This is a genomic window from Bradyrhizobium sp. 62B (assembly GCF_030272265.2).
Classification (GTDB): Bacteria; Pseudomonadota; Alphaproteobacteria; order Rhizobiales; family Xanthobacteraceae; genus Bradyrhizobium.
The window spans coordinates 295,604-311,548 of sequence record NZ_CP092842.1 but is presented as its reverse complement, the minus strand read 5'-3'; the positions used below and the strand labels follow the sequence as shown (position 1 = coordinate 311,548).

Annotated in this window: 12 protein-coding genes; 11 read left to right on the top strand and 1 reads right to left on the bottom strand. The window is 60.9% G+C overall.

The genetic code is table 11. The features are described from left to right. Positions 1 to 470 precede the first annotated feature (470 nt). Positions 471 to 1,538 carry a HoxN/HupN/NixA family nickel/cobalt transporter gene (locus ML401_RS36395; protein ID WP_285813276.1) on the top strand — a complete coding sequence of 356 codons (1,068 nt, stop codon included), beginning with the start codon at positions 471 to 473 and terminating at the stop codon, positions 1,536 to 1,538. A 302-nt stretch (positions 1,539 to 1,840) separates the two neighbouring features. Further along, a complete protein-coding gene (locus tag ML401_RS36390) occupies positions 1,841 to 3,865 on the top strand; it encodes a TonB-dependent receptor (protein ID WP_285813373.1) in 2,025 nt (674 codons plus the stop codon). Positions 3,866 to 3,867: 2 nt separating this feature from the next. Here the strand turns inward: ML401_RS36390 and cybH (ML401_RS36385) are convergent, their stop codons facing one another. Next, positions 3,868 to 4,593, bottom strand: a complete 726-nt coding sequence (cybH, locus tag ML401_RS36385; RefSeq protein ID WP_285813275.1) for a Ni/Fe-hydrogenase, b-type cytochrome subunit — start codon at positions 4,591 to 4,593, stop codon at positions 3,868 to 3,870. Between the two features lie 340 nt (positions 4,594 to 4,933). Here cybH (ML401_RS36385) and ML401_RS36380 point away from each other — a divergent pair, with 340 nt between their 5' ends. The 9 genes from ML401_RS36380 (at position 4,934) to ML401_RS36340 (ending at position 15,793) form a co-directional block, all read left to right on the top strand. Next, complete coding sequence (locus tag ML401_RS36380; protein ID WP_285813274.1) at positions 4,934 to 7,045, top strand: methyl-accepting chemotaxis protein; 2,112 nt, start codon at positions 4,934 to 4,936, stop codon at positions 7,043 to 7,045. 118 nt (positions 7,046 to 7,163) lie between these two features. Continuing rightward, entirely contained in the window at positions 7,164 to 8,480 is a 1,317-nt protein-coding gene (locus tag ML401_RS36375; RefSeq protein ID WP_285813273.1) for a DUF3422 domain-containing protein, read from the top strand. A 69-nt stretch (positions 8,481 to 8,549) separates the two neighbouring features. Next, positions 8,550 to 9,566: a HupU protein gene (locus ML401_RS36370; protein ID WP_285813272.1), complete on the top strand. Its 1,017-nt coding sequence runs from the start codon at positions 8,550 to 8,552 to the stop codon at positions 9,564 to 9,566. Then, on the top strand, positions 9,563 to 11,002 hold the full coding sequence (locus ML401_RS36365; protein ID WP_285813271.1) for a nickel-dependent hydrogenase large subunit: 1,440 nt from the start codon (positions 9,563 to 9,565) through the stop codon (positions 11,000 to 11,002). The genes ML401_RS36370 and ML401_RS36365 overlap by 4 nt, the downstream gene beginning before the upstream one ends. A gap of 208 nt (positions 11,003 to 11,210) precedes the next feature. After that, complete coding sequence (locus ML401_RS36360; RefSeq protein WP_285813270.1) at positions 11,211 to 12,302, top strand: hydrogenase small subunit; 1,092 nt, start codon at positions 11,211 to 11,213, stop codon at positions 12,300 to 12,302. 29 nt (positions 12,303 to 12,331) lie between these two features. Then, on the top strand, positions 12,332 to 14,122 hold the full coding sequence (locus tag ML401_RS36355; RefSeq protein ID WP_285813269.1) for a nickel-dependent hydrogenase large subunit: 1,791 nt from the start codon (positions 12,332 to 12,334) through the stop codon (positions 14,120 to 14,122). Between the two features lie 9 nt (positions 14,123 to 14,131). Continuing rightward, on the top strand, positions 14,132 to 14,875 hold the full coding sequence (gene cybH / locus ML401_RS36350; protein WP_285813268.1) for a Ni/Fe-hydrogenase, b-type cytochrome subunit: 744 nt from the start codon (positions 14,132 to 14,134) through the stop codon (positions 14,873 to 14,875). Between the two features lie 16 nt (positions 14,876 to 14,891). Continuing rightward, positions 14,892 to 15,470, top strand: coding sequence for a HyaD/HybD family hydrogenase maturation endopeptidase (locus ML401_RS36345; protein ID WP_285813267.1), 579 nt, complete (start codon positions 14,892 to 14,894; stop codon positions 15,468 to 15,470). Positions 15,471 to 15,496: 26 nt separating this feature from the next. Then, positions 15,497 to 15,793, top strand: a complete 297-nt coding sequence (locus tag ML401_RS36340; protein ID WP_285813266.1) for a HypC/HybG/HupF family hydrogenase formation chaperone — start codon at positions 15,497 to 15,499, stop codon at positions 15,791 to 15,793. The last annotated feature ends 152 nt before the right edge of the window (positions 15,794 to 15,945 follow it).

Here is a 15,945-nt window from a genome sequence, read left to right as displayed (position 1 = left end):
ATTTCGCCTTGGTAAAACACGCCTTCCCCCCAAAAACTCTCGATGTATTTGCTTTTGGCGTCAGTCTGCTGTGAGGCGGAAGCGGCCGGCAAATGAGAACTTTGCAACCACCGATGAGCCACATTCACCTGTCAGCAGTCTCTGCTTCGGCCCGCTCAAGCCTCATAGCCAAAGAAAAATCGGCCAGCGCACGGCGGAGCTTTGACCGAGCCAGTTGCGCCCTTGCCAGCCTTTGCTGAACAACGAATGCATGTCGCTCACTGTTCTGCGGGGATGAGAAGTACCTTGCCGAATATGGTTAGTTGGTTTCCGAGCGGCATCGCCTGTTTCCAGGCGCGACTCGCTATGGACAGGGATTCTTTTGCAAGCGCAAGCGTTTGGCACCCTTTTACGCCATGGTCCTACTTGGCCTGAATATTGCTGTGGGTGTGATAGTTCGACACAAAGATCATACCGGGGAGCGTCATTGGATGGGGCAGGTCACGCAAGGAGGCAGCCCACTAGGACGTCTTGAGGTGAGAACCGTCCTGCTGTTCGCAGGACTTGCGCTCGTTAACATCGCCGCCTGGAGCTGGGCCATTGCTCTGTTCGCCGGCCAGCCTTCGGTGATGGCAACGGCGTTACTCGCGTGGGTGTTCGGCCTACGCCACGCCGTAGATGCCGACCATATCGCGGCAATAGACAATGTCGTGCGCAAGCTGATGCATTCCGGCCGTGCCGCCGAAAGCGTAGGTCTCTACTTTGCGCTTGGCCATTCCACTGTCGTTCTCGCTGCAATGATCTTATTTGCCGCCGGCGTCGTGAGCCTGGGCGGAGAGGGTGTGCTCAAGAGCTTGGGCGGATTGATCGGAACGTCGGTTTCAGCTGTCTTCCTGCTCGGCCTGGCCGCGGTCAACCTTGCGATCTTTGCCAGCTTGTGGCGCACTATCCGTGTAGCGCGCGCCAGCGGCGTCTACGACACACAAGTGTCCGATCGGCTCATGGCCGGAAGTGGTCTGCTCTCGCGCTTGCTCGGCCCGATGTTCCGAATGGTGACGCAAAGCTGGCACATGTATCCACTCGGCTTCCTGTTCGGATTGAGTTTCGACACCGCAGCCGAAATTGGCCTGCTCTCCCTCTCTGCCTCTGAGACTGCGCGAGGCCTGTCGCTCTGGCAGGCCATAGTCTTTCCCGCTCTTTTCGCTGCCGGAATGTCCCTGGTTGATACCTTAGATTCAGCATTCATGGCCAGTGCTTATCGCTGGGCTTTCGTCGATCCGGCCCGAAAGCTTTGGTACAATCTGACAATCACAGGGGCCTCAGTCACGATTGCGCTGTTCATCGGTAGCGTGGAAACGCTTGGCTTGATCGGCGATCAGCTTGAACTCTCGGGTGCCCTTTGGAGGTTCGTCGATCGCATCAAGGGATCACAAGCCACCTTCGGCTTCGCCGTAATGTCATTGTTCGCTCTCGCCTGGCTAGTATCTCTCCTGCTTTATCGCGTTGCATGGAAAGGAAAAACCACTCGAACCGCCTTGCCCACATCGCGCGTGACCTAGCAGCTGCAGCTATGCGGCCAAGCCGCTCGAAGCCTGCTGGCATTGCTCGCTGGACTAGCCTTGCAGCATTAAGCATCTGCGCCCTGATGATCGACGCAGAACCCTGCTCTGGAGACGATATCCAGAGTAGCTACACATTGCCTGCAGTCATAGTCACTCGTGAGGAGATCCCACGGCGACCACGAAGAGCCCCAACGCCCCGCTCGGATCGAGTGCTCGGCATAGGGTCCAGTAGCCAGGTGGGTGGGCAAGCATCGGCAGTATCGGCCAAGAGCGGCGCAGCTTTGGCTGCGACGTCTAGCATGGCAAGCCAGATCACGGTGTCAGGCGAAGACCTCAACGCGAGGCCCGTGATGCGCCCGGGCGAAGTGCTCGAGGCCGTACCGGGGCTCATTGTGACGCAGCATTCCGGCGAGGGCAAAGCGAATCAGTACTTCTTGCGCGGCTATAATCTCGATCATGGCACGGATCTCGCGATCTATGTTGATGATGTGCCTGCCAACATGCGCACTCACGCCCACGGCCAGGGCTATGCCGACCTCAATTGGCTGATTCCTGAAACCATGGCCGCCATGGAGGTGAAGAAGGGGCCCTACTTCGCCGATGAAGGCGACTTTTCCTCGGTCGGCACCGTGCATATCGGCTTGATCGACCGCACGGTGAAGGGGTTGGCGCAGATGACGGCCGGCAGCTTTGGATATCGCCGCTTCCTCGGCATGGATTCGACGAGGCTCGGCGATGGGACATTGCTCCTCGCCGGCGAGGCGAGCACCTACAATGGCCCCTGGGACAACTCGGACAATCTCCGCAAGCTCAATGGGCTCTTGCGCTACAGCCAGGGCACGGCCACCGACGGCGTGTCCGTCACGGGCATGGCTTACGCCAACAGATGGAATGCAACCGATCAAGTGCCGCAGCGCGCCATGACGGACGGAATGATGGATCGGTTTGGATCTGAAGACCCGACTGACGGCGGCAACGCGAACCGTTTTGCCCTGACGGCGCGCGTGGCGCAGAGCGATAATTCCGGGGCCTGGAAAGCGAACGCCTATGTCGTGAAGAGCGAGCTCAATCTCTACAATAACTTCACTTATTTCCTTGCCAATCCCGTGACCGGCGACCAGTTTCACCAGCATGACGACCGCCTGATGGCCGGCGCCAATATCGCACGGACGCTGGATGGCTCGCTCGCTGGGCTGCCGATGCAGACGACCTTCGGCCTGCAGTCCCGTTACGACGCCATCGATCTCGCGCTCACCGACACGTACGGGCGCAGCTTCTTGTCCAATGTGCGCAACGACAAGGTCAGTGAAGGCAGCATCGGCGTTTACACCGAGAGTACGTTGCGCTTGACGGACTGGCTGAGGACCACGGTAGGTTGGCGCGGAGACTATTACGCGGCCGACGTGACGTCGCTATTCAATGCGAATAACTCCGGCCATGCCAACGCTGCAATCGGAAGCCCCAAGCTCCGCATCGGGGTCGGTCCCTTCAGCAAGACCGAGTTCTTTTTCGGCGCCGGCTATGGCATGCACTCGAACGACGCGCGCGGTGCGACGACGACGGAAGATCCGAGTGATCCAGGGACCAAGCTGCCGCGATCGCCGCTGCTGGTCCGCACCAGGGGCGCGGAGGTCGGCGTGCGCTCGAGGATCGTCCCGGATCTCGACACCTCGCTCAGCCTCTTCGTCCTCGACCAGGATTCCGAGATCCTGTTCTCAGGCGATGCCGGCGATACCACGACGGCGCGCGCAAGCCGCCGCTATGGATTCGAATGGACCAACCATTATCGCCCACGGTCTTGGATCGACGTCGACGCCGACCTCGCGATGACCCATGCGCGCTTTCGCGGTTACGACAGCGACCAGGCCGAGGTTTATGCCTCACTCGCCGGTTCTTCCGCCGCCCAGATCGGCAACGCGCCCGGCAACTATATCCCCAACGCACCGACGATGGTGGCGTCCGCCGGCATCTCGCTCGGCGCGAAGACGGGCTGGTTCGGCGCCCTTCGCTGGCGCTATCTCGCCTCCAGTCCGTTGACGGAAGACAACGCCTTCCGATCGCAACCTACCAGCATCTTCAACGCGCGGCTCGGCTACCGCACCGACAAGGGCTGGCGCCTCCAGCTCGATATGCTCAACCTCTTCAACAGCAAGGCGAACCAGATCACCTATGCCTATGGCTCCCTGCTGAAGACGGACAAGCTTTACAATCTCTGCGCCGCCAATGCCGCCCCTGCGCCAGTCTGTGCCATTGGTGTGATGGACTATGTGCTTCACCCGGTCGAACCCTTGACCGTCCGAGTGACCCTAGCGGGCACATTCTGATATCAGTCAGGTCGCGAGTCGCGAAACGTCCGTTCGCCCGTAATGATGGCGGATAGCATGCTCTGACGCGACATGATGTCCTCGCGCACGGCAGCATATACATGCAGGATGACGAAAGTCACAATGAACCAGAGGCCGAGATGGTGCACTGTGTGCACTTCTTGACTGTTTGGGAAGATCATGAACCACCAGCCGAACAACACATACCATAAGCTGTCGCGGCCCTCGCCCTCAGCGTAGAGCGCAAAACCGGTCAGCATCATCAGGATCATCGCAATCACGAACAGGAACATCGCAGTATTGGCCAACGGATTGTGGCCGACGTATTTTTTCGGGTAGCGCACTAGGAACAGGTACCATCGCAGCTCGTACAAAAGGCCCCAGCGCCAGATCCGGTTGTAGATCGGGAACGCGAACAACTGGCGCGAATACTGGTTGCCCACGAAGGCCCAGTAGACGCGATAAAGGAACGCGCAGGCGAGCACCTGTCCCGAAGCGAAGTGAACGAATCGGATGTAGCCCATCGTGTACCAGTTGCTAGCTTCGCCAGGCATCGAGGGCAGTGGCGAGGCGATTAGATAACCGGTTAAGGCCAGAAGAGTGATCGTTAGCGCATTCAACCAGTGCCAGATCCGTACCGGCGCCTCATAGACATAGATTGACTGTCGATCCGTGCCGACGGCGCCGACGGCGTCCAAAGTACCCGGGATCTCCGAGATCTCCGTCATCGCTTGCTCCTGCATTGAGAGTGATTCGACGCAGCGAACAAACGAATCAGCACATGCCATCGAGAATATCGCGCGCATGCCGGCGCGAAATCACCGCCCTGAATTTTTTTCTTCACGCTCCAGCGCCCCACATAACGAAGAATTGGAAACCTGCTTTATCCGCAGGCGAAAATCCTGCTTTCATATCCTGATTGAAAGTCTTTGCTATTTTTCGCTGCATCCACGTCCTTTCGCGACCTTAATCCCTGCTTGAGCAGCGAACCTCCTTACCCGGCGCACGACACTTGCTGCGCGGCAGCTCGCTGCAATTTACCGATGATTAGGAGAGACGGCACATCGTTTGCCCATTTCCAGCTCCAGCGAACCAGGTATTTGCGATATGGATTTGAGCTTCATTCGGCGCGCCGGCGCATCGGGCCGGGCAGGCATCTTCCAGACACAGGGCCGCATGAATGCAGCGGCCATGAGCCTGCCGAAAAGCGAGCCGGTCATCGCCAACCTGTCAATCCGCGTGAAGATCATGATGGGATTTGCCATCGTTCTGCTGCTGTCTGCGGGCACCATGGCGGGCGCTTGGTTAGGCTATGAGGCGATTCTCGACGGCTTCGACGTTTATCGCATCAGCATGTCGGAATCGGATTATGCACGCGAAATCGACAGCTCGCTCTCGGCATACCAGAGCAACGCGCGCTATTACGCCTTGACAGGCACGAAGGAGGCGGAAGCTGCCGCGGAAGAGGCGCGACGCTTGCTCGAGCGAACGATCACGGCAGCCAAAACCGAGACTGCAACTCTCAACTGGCAGCAGTCGATAAAGGAACTGTTCGAAGCCTACCGCGCCTATACCGATTCCTTCAACAAAGTGCTGGCGCTGCGCTCCGGGATCGATCGTTCGGCAGCCACGCTGGGCGAGCAGGCGCGCGTCATCCGGACCGCGCTTGATCAGGTGAAGGCGCCCGGCGCTCAAGCAGAAAGCATCATTGAACGTTTCGATACCATCGATCGCCTCGCAATGACAGAATTGAAGCGCCACGATGAAGTCCTCGCGAGGGACGTCTTACAGAGAATAGAACGATTTCAAAGTGCGATCGTGCGAGAGCTTCGCTCGCGGGACCTTGGCGGGCAGACGCTCGGCGAGCTCGTCGCGTCTTACCGGGATGGGTTCGCCCGAGTGGAGGCCGCAGGCCAAGAGATCGATCGTTTGATGGCGGACATGTGGAAGCTGCGTCACGGACTATCCGGGGCGGCCGCCTCTCTGAAGCGAGTGGCTTTGGCGGAGCAGGCTGATGCCGAGAAAAAGACCGCGGCGCAAATTATCAACGGTCAATCGGTAGTGGTTGCCCTTGCGCTCGCCTCGATTGCAATTGGCCTCGTGCTCTCCTTCGCGATCGGACGCGGTATCGCAAAGCCTGTCATCGCGATGTGCAGCTCGATGATCGAGCTGGCCAATGGCCGCTATGAGATCGTGCTGCCGGGGCTCGGTCGGCACGACGAGGTCGGCAAGATGGCTGGCGCGGTCGAGAGCTTCAAGCGGCAAGCCATTGAGCGCGCCGAACGCGAAGCTGCGGAGATCGAAGAGCGTAACAGGTCGGCGGCCGAGCTGCGGCGCGCTGAGCTCGCTAAATTCGCTGGCGGCTTTGAGGCCGCGGTGGGCGACATCGTCAACGGCATTTCGGATTCAGCTCAGCAGCTCGAAGCAGCAGCATCAACGCTGTCGCGCAATGCGGAGGCGACAGGGGGCCTGACCAACGCGGTGGTCGGCGCCGCGCGAGAATCGTCGAGCAGCATTGGTTTGGTCGCCTCGGCGGCCGAGGAGCTGTCGCTGTCGATCAATGATATTCGCACCCAGGTCCGCAACTCGAATGCGATCTCCGGTAATGCGGTAGCCCAGGCCAAGAGCACTGACGCCCGCATCGCGACGCTCGCGCGAGCCTCGCACCGGATTGGTGATGTCGTGAAGCTGATTACAGCGGTGGCAGAGCAGACCAATCTGCTCGCGCTGAATGCCACCATTGAGGCAGCCCGCGCCGGAGAGGCGGGCCGCGGCTTTGCAGTCGTCGCAGCCGAGGTGAAGTCGCTTGCAAGCCAAACCGCCCGTGCGACGGAGGAGATCGGCTCTCACGTCGAAGGCATGCAGCAAGCGACCGGAGATTCGATTGCCGCGATCAAGTCGATCGCCGGCATCATTGGCGATATCTCCGCCATCTCGGGTTCGATCGCGTCCGCCGTCGACCAGCAGACCGCGACGACACAGGCGATCGCACAGAGCGCGCAGCAGGCGGCCTCTGGCACCGCGCAGGTGTCATCCAATCTCGAGCAGGTCAATCGCGAAGCAAGCGAGACCGGCTCGGCGGCTTCCGCCGTGCTGCAATCAGCGCGCGGCCTAACCGAGGCGAGCCACCGCCTGCGCGCGGAGCTTGACCGTTTCATGGCCAACGTCGTCGCGGCGTAGCCGGGCTCGCGATGGCTAGGCCAACGCCACTACCATTGCGCAAGTGCCGGAGACCTGTGCTAGTCAACGGATCAGCCGGCGCGCCCGCGTCGGCAAACCGGTTTCCTAGGGATCGTCGATGGAGCATGGTCTGGATCTTGCCGGATTCACGTTGCACCCGCAACGCGGTGCGGTATTGGGGGAGGTGCATGCGCGTCCGTTCACGCGGCTCTCTGCGCCTCTCGCAGTGCTGCGGTTTGCTTTTTTGAGCCAAGGAGAAGCGGCGGCCGCCGACCGGCAGGCCTTTGTAGGCTTTTGCACCGCGCAGGGCTTGGTGGCGCCCGAGGCGTCGACTAAGCACCACCAGGTATCGATTGGAGCAGTTTCGCTACGCTGGGAACAGCATTCCGAATTCACGACATTCACCTGGATCTGGAGCAATGAGGCGTCCGCGCAGGCGTTCGCTCCCATCGGTGACGAGCTCACCGCATTGATCCGGGCACTGCCGCAAACGGGACAGCTGCTTGTGGCGGTGAGGCTCGAGGTGGAGCAGACCGAAGCGGCCGTCGCGCGCGCTGAGGAGCTGTTTGATAAGAGCAGCCTCGCAATGGCTACAGTCCGCAGCGGCCCTGCCGTCGTGGCTTCCGACTTTCGCGCGGATGCGCAGGGCTTTGTCCGCATTCTCATCTGCAACGGCAGCCTGTCGCCGGGCCGGCTCGGCGCTCTTGTGCAGCGCGTGCTGGAGATCGAGACCTATCGCACGCTGGCCCTGCTCGGCCTGCCGGCCGCGCTCGAGCTCGCGCCGTCGGTCGATCACATTGGGCGGCGGCTGGTCGAAGTGCTCGAGGAGATGCAGGGCGCCGAGGACCTCAAGCTCAATAATCACCTCCTCACGGAGCTGACCGCATTGGCCGCTTCATTGGAGCGCGGCGCAGCGGGTAGCCTGTTCCGCTTTGGCGCGAGCCGGGCTTATTACGACATCGTGCAGGCCCGCCTTGGCGTGATCGAAGGCGGCGAGATCGGAGGGCGACCGACCTGGTCGTCCTTCCTTGCGCGGCGTATGGCGCCGGCGATGCGCACCTGCGCTGCGATGAAGGATCGCCAGGCCAACTTATCGATCAAGCTAGCGCGCGCCGCCGATCTCCTGCGCACGCGAGTCGATGTGGAACTGGAGGAGCAGAACCGTGACCTGCTGCGCTCAATGAACGAGCGCACCAAGCTGCAATTGCGCCTGCAGAGCACCGTCGAAGGCCTCTCCGTGGCGGCGATCGGCTATTACGTCGTCAGCCTGTTCGGCTACCTCGCTAAGGGCGCACATGACGGCGGCCTGCATGTCGAGCCCTCACTCGCGACCGCATTGTTCGTACCATTTGCCGTTGGGCTAGTTTGGATCATCACGCACCGGATCCGCCAGCGGCACCTTAAGCATGAAGGCGCGCCGGGCGATCATGACTGAGTTCCTTCGCGCCGAGGGCTTGCCATTCGAGCCGGGGGGGCCGAAGCTGGTGGAGCGGGAGGGCAAGTGATGCGCCAATCGAACCGAATGACCAACCTGCTCTGGCTGCAAGGCGCGAGCTGCGGCGGCTGCACCATGTCGATCCTCGAAAGCGGCGCTTCCGGCTGGTTCGACGAACTGAGGCAGTTCGGCATCAACCTCCTGTGGCATCCCTCGGTCAGCGAGGAGACAGGCGAGGAAGCGGCCGAGGTGCTCAACTCCGTGCGCGAGGGCAGGGTGCCGCTCGACCTACTGCTCCTCGAAGGCTCCGTTGCGCGCGGCCCGAACGATAGCGGCCGCTTCAACATGCTCGCGGGCACGGGCCGCTCGATCTACCACTGGATGCTAGATCTCGCACCGCGGGCGGACTATGTCGTTGCGGTGGGAAGCTGTGCCGCCTATGGCGGGGTGCCAGCCGCCGGCGTCAATCCAACCGACGCGGTCGGGCTGCAATTTGAGGGCGCGGATGCGGGCGGCGCGCTCGGCGCAGGCTTCCGCTCCCGGCTCGGCTTGCCGGTGATCAATGTGGCTGGCTGTGCGCCGCATCCGGGCTGGATGATGGAAACCATTTTGGCACTGACGTCCAAGGACTTGTCAGCGACTGACCTCGACACCTATGGCCGACCGAAATTCGTTGCCAACCATCTTGCTCATCACGGCTGCTCCCGCAACGAGTTCTATGAGTTCAAAGCCAGCGCCGAAACCATGTCCGAGCGCGGCTGCCTCATGGAGCATCTCGGCTGCAAGGCGACTCAGGCTGTCGGCGATTGCAACCAGCGCTCCTGGAACGGCGGCGGTTCCTGCACCAAGGGCGGTTATGCCTGCATCGCCTGCACGTCACCTGGCTTCGAAGACGCGCAGAATTTCCTGGAGACCGCCAAGCTTGCCGGCATCCCAGTCGGCTTGCCGACCGACATGCCAAAAGCCTGGTTCGTCGCGCTCGCGGCGTTGTCGAAATCGGCGACGCCACGGCGCGTTCGCTTGAACGCGACTGCCGATCACGTCGTAGTGCCACCCAGTCGCTCCGCAACCAAGCGTACGCCATGACGAGGATTACGATCGGCCCGTTCAACCGCGTCGAGGGCGATCTTGAGGTCCGCCTCGACGTCGAAAGCGGCCGTGTCTTGCGCGCCGAGGTGACTGCACCGCTCTATCGCGGGTTCGAGCAGATTTTGGAGGGTCGGCCGCCGCTCGATGCACTCGTGCTGGCCCCGCGCATCTGCGGCATCTGCTCGGTCTCGCAGTCGGTCGCCGCCGCTGCCGCTCTTCGCCATGCGATGGGAATCGAGGCTGCCCCGAACGGGCTGCTCGCCACGAATATCGCACATGCGGCAGAGAATGCCGCTGATCATCTTACGCATTTCTACATATTCTTCATGCCTGACTTTGCGCGTGAAGCCTATGCCTCACACAATTGGTATGACGACACGCGCGAGCGCTTTGCGGCCACCCGGGGTAGTGCGGCGCGCGATGCGCTGCCGGCGCGGGCGCGGCTGCTCGAGACCATGGGAATCATTGCTGGCAAATGGCCACACAGCCTTGCCTTCCAGCCAGGCGGCACGACACGCGCGATCGAACTCGGCGAGCGCGTGCGGCTGTTGTCGATCGTGACCGCGTTTCGCGCGTTCCTTGAACGTACAGTGTTCGCCGATACTCTAGAGAGCGTGCTGTCGCTCTCGACCGCGGACGAGCTCGACCGCTGGCGCGCGGGGCGCAGCGGTGATTTCGCCCATTTCCTCAGGCTTGCCGACAGCCTCGCGCTGAGTGAGCTCGGCAAGGGGCCAGGCGTGTTGATGAGCTATGGCGCCTATCGGGGCACCGATCGAGAACTGTTTCCCCGGGGCGTTTTCAGTCCGGGCCGGGCCGTCGAGCCGCTGCCGCTGCCTCACATCAGCGAGGACGTTTCCCATGCCTGGATGCGGGATTCTTCCGCCGATCCCGCGCATAGCACCACCGTACCTGATCCAGACAAGGCAGGCGCCTATAGCTGGTGCAAGGCGCCGCGGCTTTCGGGCCGGCCGATCGAGGTTGGTGCGATGGCGCGCCAGACCGTGGCCGGGCAAGCGCTGATCGCCGATCTCGTCGCTTCAGGCGGCAGCAACGTCCGCAACCGTGTGATCGCGCGGCTAATCGAGACTGCGCGCATCGCACTTGCGATGGAGCAGTGGACCCGAGCGCTACGTCTTTCGGAACCGTTCTGTGCTCCGTCGCAGGAGATGCCCGACGGGGCATATATCGGCCTCGTCGAGGCCGCGCGCGGCAGCCTCGGGCATTGGGTGGCGGTACGCGGTGGAAAGATCGAGCGCTACCAGATCATCGCGCCGACCACCTGGAATTTTTCGCCGCGCGATTCCCTCGGCGTGGCAGGCCCTCTGGAACAGGCGCTGGTCGGGACCGATGTGGGCGAGGCTGGAGCACGTTCCGTTGCGGTTCAGCATGTCGTGCGCTCGTTCGATCCTTGCATGGTGTGCACCGCGCATTGAAAGGGATCGTCGGCGTAAACCTCGTTGCCGCCTGCAAATCGAATTGTTTCCGCTTCTTTCTTGCAGCGCCGCTCGATCTTCGCGTCTTGCACAATTCAGATCTCGCAACCTCTTGACATTCCTCTACTTTCATTTTGTGCCACGCAGTTGGCCTGCTTCTTGCTGTCCTAAGCATCATTGAAGGCCAAAGCTGACGGCGGGAGGATTCATGGGCACGGCGACGGAAACATTTTACAGCGTGATCAGGCGGCAAGGCATCACGCGTCGAAGCTTTCACAAATTCTGCAGCCTGACAGCGACTAGTCTCGGCCTTGGGCCGCTAGCTGCCAGCCGCATTGCCAATGCGCTCGAAACCAAGCCGCGCGTACCAGTGATTTGGATGCATGGTCTGGAGTGCACCTGCTGCTCCGAAAGTTTCATCCGCTCCGCGCATCCCCTGGTGAAGGATGCGGTGCTGTCGATGATCTCACTCGACTACGATGACACGATCATGGCGGCCGCGGGCCATCAGGCCGAAGCGATCCTCGAGGAGACCCGTGCCAAGCATAAAGGTCAGTACATTCTGGCCGTTGAAGGTAATCCGCCGCTCAACGAGGGCGGCATGTTCTGTATCGACGGCGGCAAACCATTCGTCGAAAAGCTGACGATGATGGCCGAGGACGCGACGGCGATCATCGCTTGGGGCGCTTGCGCGTCCTGGGGCTGCGTGCAGGCGGCAAAGCCCAACCCGACCCAGGCGACGCCGATCGACAAAGTGATCACCAACAAACCGATCATCAAGGTGCCGGGATGCCCCCCGATCGCCGAGGTGATGACCGGCGTCGTCACCTTCATCACGACGTTCGGCAAATTGCCCGAGCTCGACCGCCAGGGCCGGCCGAAGATGTTCTACTCGCAGCGCATCCACGACAAGTGCTACCGCCGCCCGCATTTCGACGCCGGTCAGTTCGTCGAGGAGTGGGACGACGAGGCGGCGCGCAAAGGCTATTGCCTCTACAAGATGGGCTGCAAGGGGCCGACTACCTATAACGCCTGCTCGACCGTGCGCTGGAACGGGGGCGTCTCATTCCCCATCCAATCGGGACACGGCTGCATCGGCTGCTCGGAGGACGGCTTCTGGGACAAGGGCTCGTTCTACGATCGCCTGACCAACATCAAGCAATTCGGCATCGAAAAGAACGCCGATCAGATCGGCATGGCGGCAGCCGGCGCCGTGGGTGCGGCGGTGGCCGCGCACGCCGCCGTCACTGCGGTGAAGCGGCTTGCCAGCAAACGCGAAGACGCCGACCACAACAGCTGATCAAAAGACACATTAGGGTAGAAACGACCATGGGTATCCAGACTCCCAACGGCTTCAATCTCGACAATTCCGGCAAACGCATCGTCGTCGATCCCGTGACCCGCATCGAGGGACACATGCGGGTCGAGGTCAATGTCGACGCCGACAACGTGATCCGCAATGCCGTATCGACCGGCACGATGTGGCGCGGGATCGAGGTAATCCTGAAGAACCGCGACCCACGCGATGCGTGGGCATTTACCGAGCGGATCTGCGGCGTCTGCACCGGCACGCACGCCCTGACCTCGGTGCGCGCGGTCGAGAACGCGCTTGGGATCACCATCCCCGAAAACGCAAACTCGATTCGCAACCTGATGCAGCTCGCACTTCAAGTGCACGACCATGTCGTCCACTTCTATCACCTGCACGCGCTCGATTGGGTCGACGTGGTCTCCGCGCTCTCAGCCGATCCGCGAGCGACTTCGACGCTAGCCCAGTCGATTTCGAGCTGGCCGCTGTCCTCCCCGGGATACTTCAAGGATTTGCAGACCCGGCTGAAGAAATTCGTCGAGTCCGGGCAGCTTGGTCCGTTCAAGAACGGCTATTGGGGCAGCAAGGCCTATAAACTGCCGCCAGAGGCCAATCTGATGGCGGTGGCCCACTATCTGGAGGCACTCGACTTCCAGAAGGAGATCGTCAAGATCCACACCATCTTCGGAGGCAAGAATCCGCATCCGAACTGGCTCGTCGGCGGCGTGCCCTGTCCGATCAATGTGGACGGCACTGGCGCGGTCGGCGCAATCAACATGGAGCGCTTGAACCTGATCTCCTCGATCATCGATCAGATCATTCAATTCAACGAGCAGGTTTATCTGCCGGACGTAGCGGCAATCGGGTCGTTCTACAAGGACTGGCTATATGGAGGCGGCCTGTCGGGCAAGAGCGTGCTCGCCTATGGCGATGTTCCTGAGCACGCCAACGACTATTCGACTAAGAGCCTGAAGCTACCGCGCGGCGCCATCATCAATGGCAATCTGTCCGAGGTGTTTCCGGTCGATCACGCCAATCCCGATGAGATCCAGGAATTCGTGGTCCATTCCTGGTACAAATATCCCGATGAAACCAAAGGTCTTCATCCCTGGGACGGCATCACCGAACCGAACTACGTGCTTGGTCCGAATGCGAAAGGCACAAAAACCGCCATCGAGCAGCTCGATGAGGGTGGTAAATATTCGTGGATCAAGGCGCCTCGGTGGAAAGGCCATGCCATGGAGGTCGGCCCGCTTGCGCGTTGGGTCGTCGGCTACGCACAGAACAAAGCGGAGTTCAAAGATCCGGTCGACAAGTTCCTGACCGACCTCAACCTGCCGCTCACCGCCTTGTTCTCGACTCTTGGACGCACCGCAGCGCGCGCATTGGAATCAGTCTGGGCCGGACGACAGATGCGCTATTTCCAGGACAAGCTCATCGCCAATATCAAAGCGGGCGACTCATCAACTGCGAACGTGGACAAGTGGAAGCCCGAGAGCTGGCCGAAGGAGGCAAAGGGCTTTGGTTTCACCGAAGCACCTCGAGGCGCGCTCGCGCATTGGATCAAGATCAAGGAGACCAAGATCGACAACTACCAATGCGTGGTGCCAACCACGTGGAATGGGTCGCCCCGTGATCCGAACGGAAATATTGGCGCATTCGAGGCATCTCTAATGAACACGCCAATGGTTAATCCGGAACAGCCGCTGGAAATCCTGCGAACGATCCATTCCTTCGACCCTTGCCTGGCCTGCTCGACCCACGTCATGAGCCCGGATGGTCAGGAGCTAGCTAAAGTCAAGGTCAGGTAGGAGGTCGCCATGATGGATGCAGTTGCACGTCCTACTGAAACAGAGGCCGACCTGACCAAGATCGCCGCCGATGGTGCCGGCGAACATGTGGTGGGGCGTCCTACCGTGTATGTCTACGAAGCGCCGGTCCGGATCTGCCATTGGGTTAACGCATTGTCGATCATCGTGCTGATGCTGACCGGCTATTTCATCGGCTCACCGCTGCCGACGGTCGCGGGCGAAGCGTCAGCGAACTTCGTAATGGGCTACATCCGCTTTGCCCATTTCGCTGCAGGGCAAGTGCTGGCGGTGTTCTTCCTCGCTCGCATTTTCTGGGCTTTCGTTGGCAATCACCATTCGCGACAGATCTTCTATCTTCCGCTGCATCGAAGGCAATTCTGGAGGGAGGTGCTCCACGAGATCCGCTGGTACGCATTCCTAGAGCGCGAGCCGAAGATGTATGTCGGACATAATCCCTTGGCGCAGACCGCGATGTTCACGGGCTTCACTTTGTTCGTCGCCTTCATGATCGTCACCGGCTTTGCGCTCTATTCGGAAGGGTTGGGCATCGACAGCTGGCAGCACAAACTGTTCGGCTGGCTGTTTGCGATTTGGCCGAACAGCCAAGACGTTCACACCTGGCACCATCTCGGCATGTGGGCGCTGGTGACGTTCATCATAGTGCATATCTATGCCGCCATCCGCGAAGACATTATGTCACGCCAGAGTATCATCTCCTCGATGATCTCGGGCGAACGGCAATTCCGTGACTGAAACTGGAACGATCTCGATGCTGGACGCCCCGAACGACGACCGCATCTTGGTGCTCGGCATCGGCAACATTCTGTGGGCCGACGAAGGCTTTGGCGTGCGCGCGGTGGAGAACTTCCACCGCCGCTACGCCGTGCCTGATAATGTCACGATCCTCGATGGCGGAACGCAGGGGCTTTATCTCGTCAATTATCTGGAGGACGCTGATCGCCTGATCGTGTTCGACGCCATCGATTATGGTCTGCCGCCAGGCAAGCTGAAGCTCGTGCGCGGCGACGAGGTGCCACGCTTCACCGGCGCGAAGAAGATGAGTCTGCATCAAACCGGCTTCCAGGAGGTGATCAGCGCAGCCGACCTGCTCGGCCGCTGCCCGAAGCACCTCGTCCTGATCGGTTGCCAACCGCTCGATCTCGAAGACTGGGGAGGTCCGTTGACGGCGCCCGTCCGCGATCAGATCGCACCGGCCATCGAGCTTGCCTGCAAAGTGCTGGCCGAGTGGGGCATCGAGGTGAAGCTACGCGATACGCCATTGGCAGACTCCGAGCGCCTGCTCGCCAACGACATCGACCATGCGAGTTACGAGATGCGGCCGGCCTGACCGCCGGAGCATGCCGGAGAAGACTGATGTGCCTTGGACTGCCAATGACTATCGTCGAGACCGACGGAATTTCGGCTTTGTGCGAGTTTCGCGGCGAGCAACGCCGCGTCTCCGTGCTTCTGCTCTCGCATCCTCCGGCCGGTGCCCACGTGCTGGTCTACATCGACACGGCGATCCGCCTACTTGAGGAAGAAGAAGCGCGCCTGATTGCGGCTGCCATCGACGGTCTCGGTGCAGCGCTCGACGGCAACGATTTCGACTGCTTCTTCGCCGATTTGATTGACCGCGAACCGCAATTGCCTGCGCACCTCCTGACTGATTAAGCGGGTTGTCATCCTGGAGTGACTTGGCCGGCTGACCTCGGCCGCTGGCCAAGGTGCTCGCCAGGTTTCTAGTCTGGAAAGAACGCTTTCGCTTTTAGTGGAAAGTCGCTTATCATTCGCATCCACTCGGCTTGAGAGCGCTGAAAATAGGG

Excerpts from the sequence above, each read along its gene's own strand:
- ML401_RS36395 (WP_285813276.1), top strand. The coding sequence starts at position 471 with ATGGGGCAGGTCACGCAAGGAGGCAGCCCACTAGGACGTCTTGAGGTG.
- ML401_RS36390 (WP_285813373.1), top strand. The coding sequence starts at position 1,841 with ATGGCAAGCCAGATCACGGTGTCAGGCGAAGACCTCAACGCGAGGCCC.
- cybH (WP_285813275.1), bottom strand. The coding sequence starts at position 4,593 with ATGACGGAGATCTCGGAGATCCCGGGTACTTTGGACGCCGTCGGCGCC.
- ML401_RS36375 (WP_285813273.1), top strand. The coding sequence starts at position 7,164 with ATGGAGCATGGTCTGGATCTTGCCGGATTCACGTTGCACCCGCAACGC.
- ML401_RS36370 (WP_285813272.1), top strand. The coding sequence starts at position 8,550 with ATGCGCCAATCGAACCGAATGACCAACCTGCTCTGGCTGCAAGGCGCG.
- ML401_RS36365 (WP_285813271.1), top strand. The coding sequence starts at position 9,563 with ATGACGAGGATTACGATCGGCCCGTTCAACCGCGTCGAGGGCGATCTT.
- ML401_RS36360 (WP_285813270.1), top strand. The coding sequence starts at position 11,211 with ATGGGCACGGCGACGGAAACATTTTACAGCGTGATCAGGCGGCAAGGC.
- ML401_RS36355 (WP_285813269.1), top strand. The coding sequence starts at position 12,332 with ATGGGTATCCAGACTCCCAACGGCTTCAATCTCGACAATTCCGGCAAA.
- cybH (WP_285813268.1), top strand. The coding sequence starts at position 14,132 with ATGATGGATGCAGTTGCACGTCCTACTGAAACAGAGGCCGACCTGACC.
- ML401_RS36345 (WP_285813267.1), top strand. The coding sequence starts at position 14,892 with ATGCTGGACGCCCCGAACGACGACCGCATCTTGGTGCTCGGCATCGGC.
- ML401_RS36340 (WP_285813266.1), top strand. The coding sequence starts at position 15,497 with ATGTGCCTTGGACTGCCAATGACTATCGTCGAGACCGACGGAATTTCG.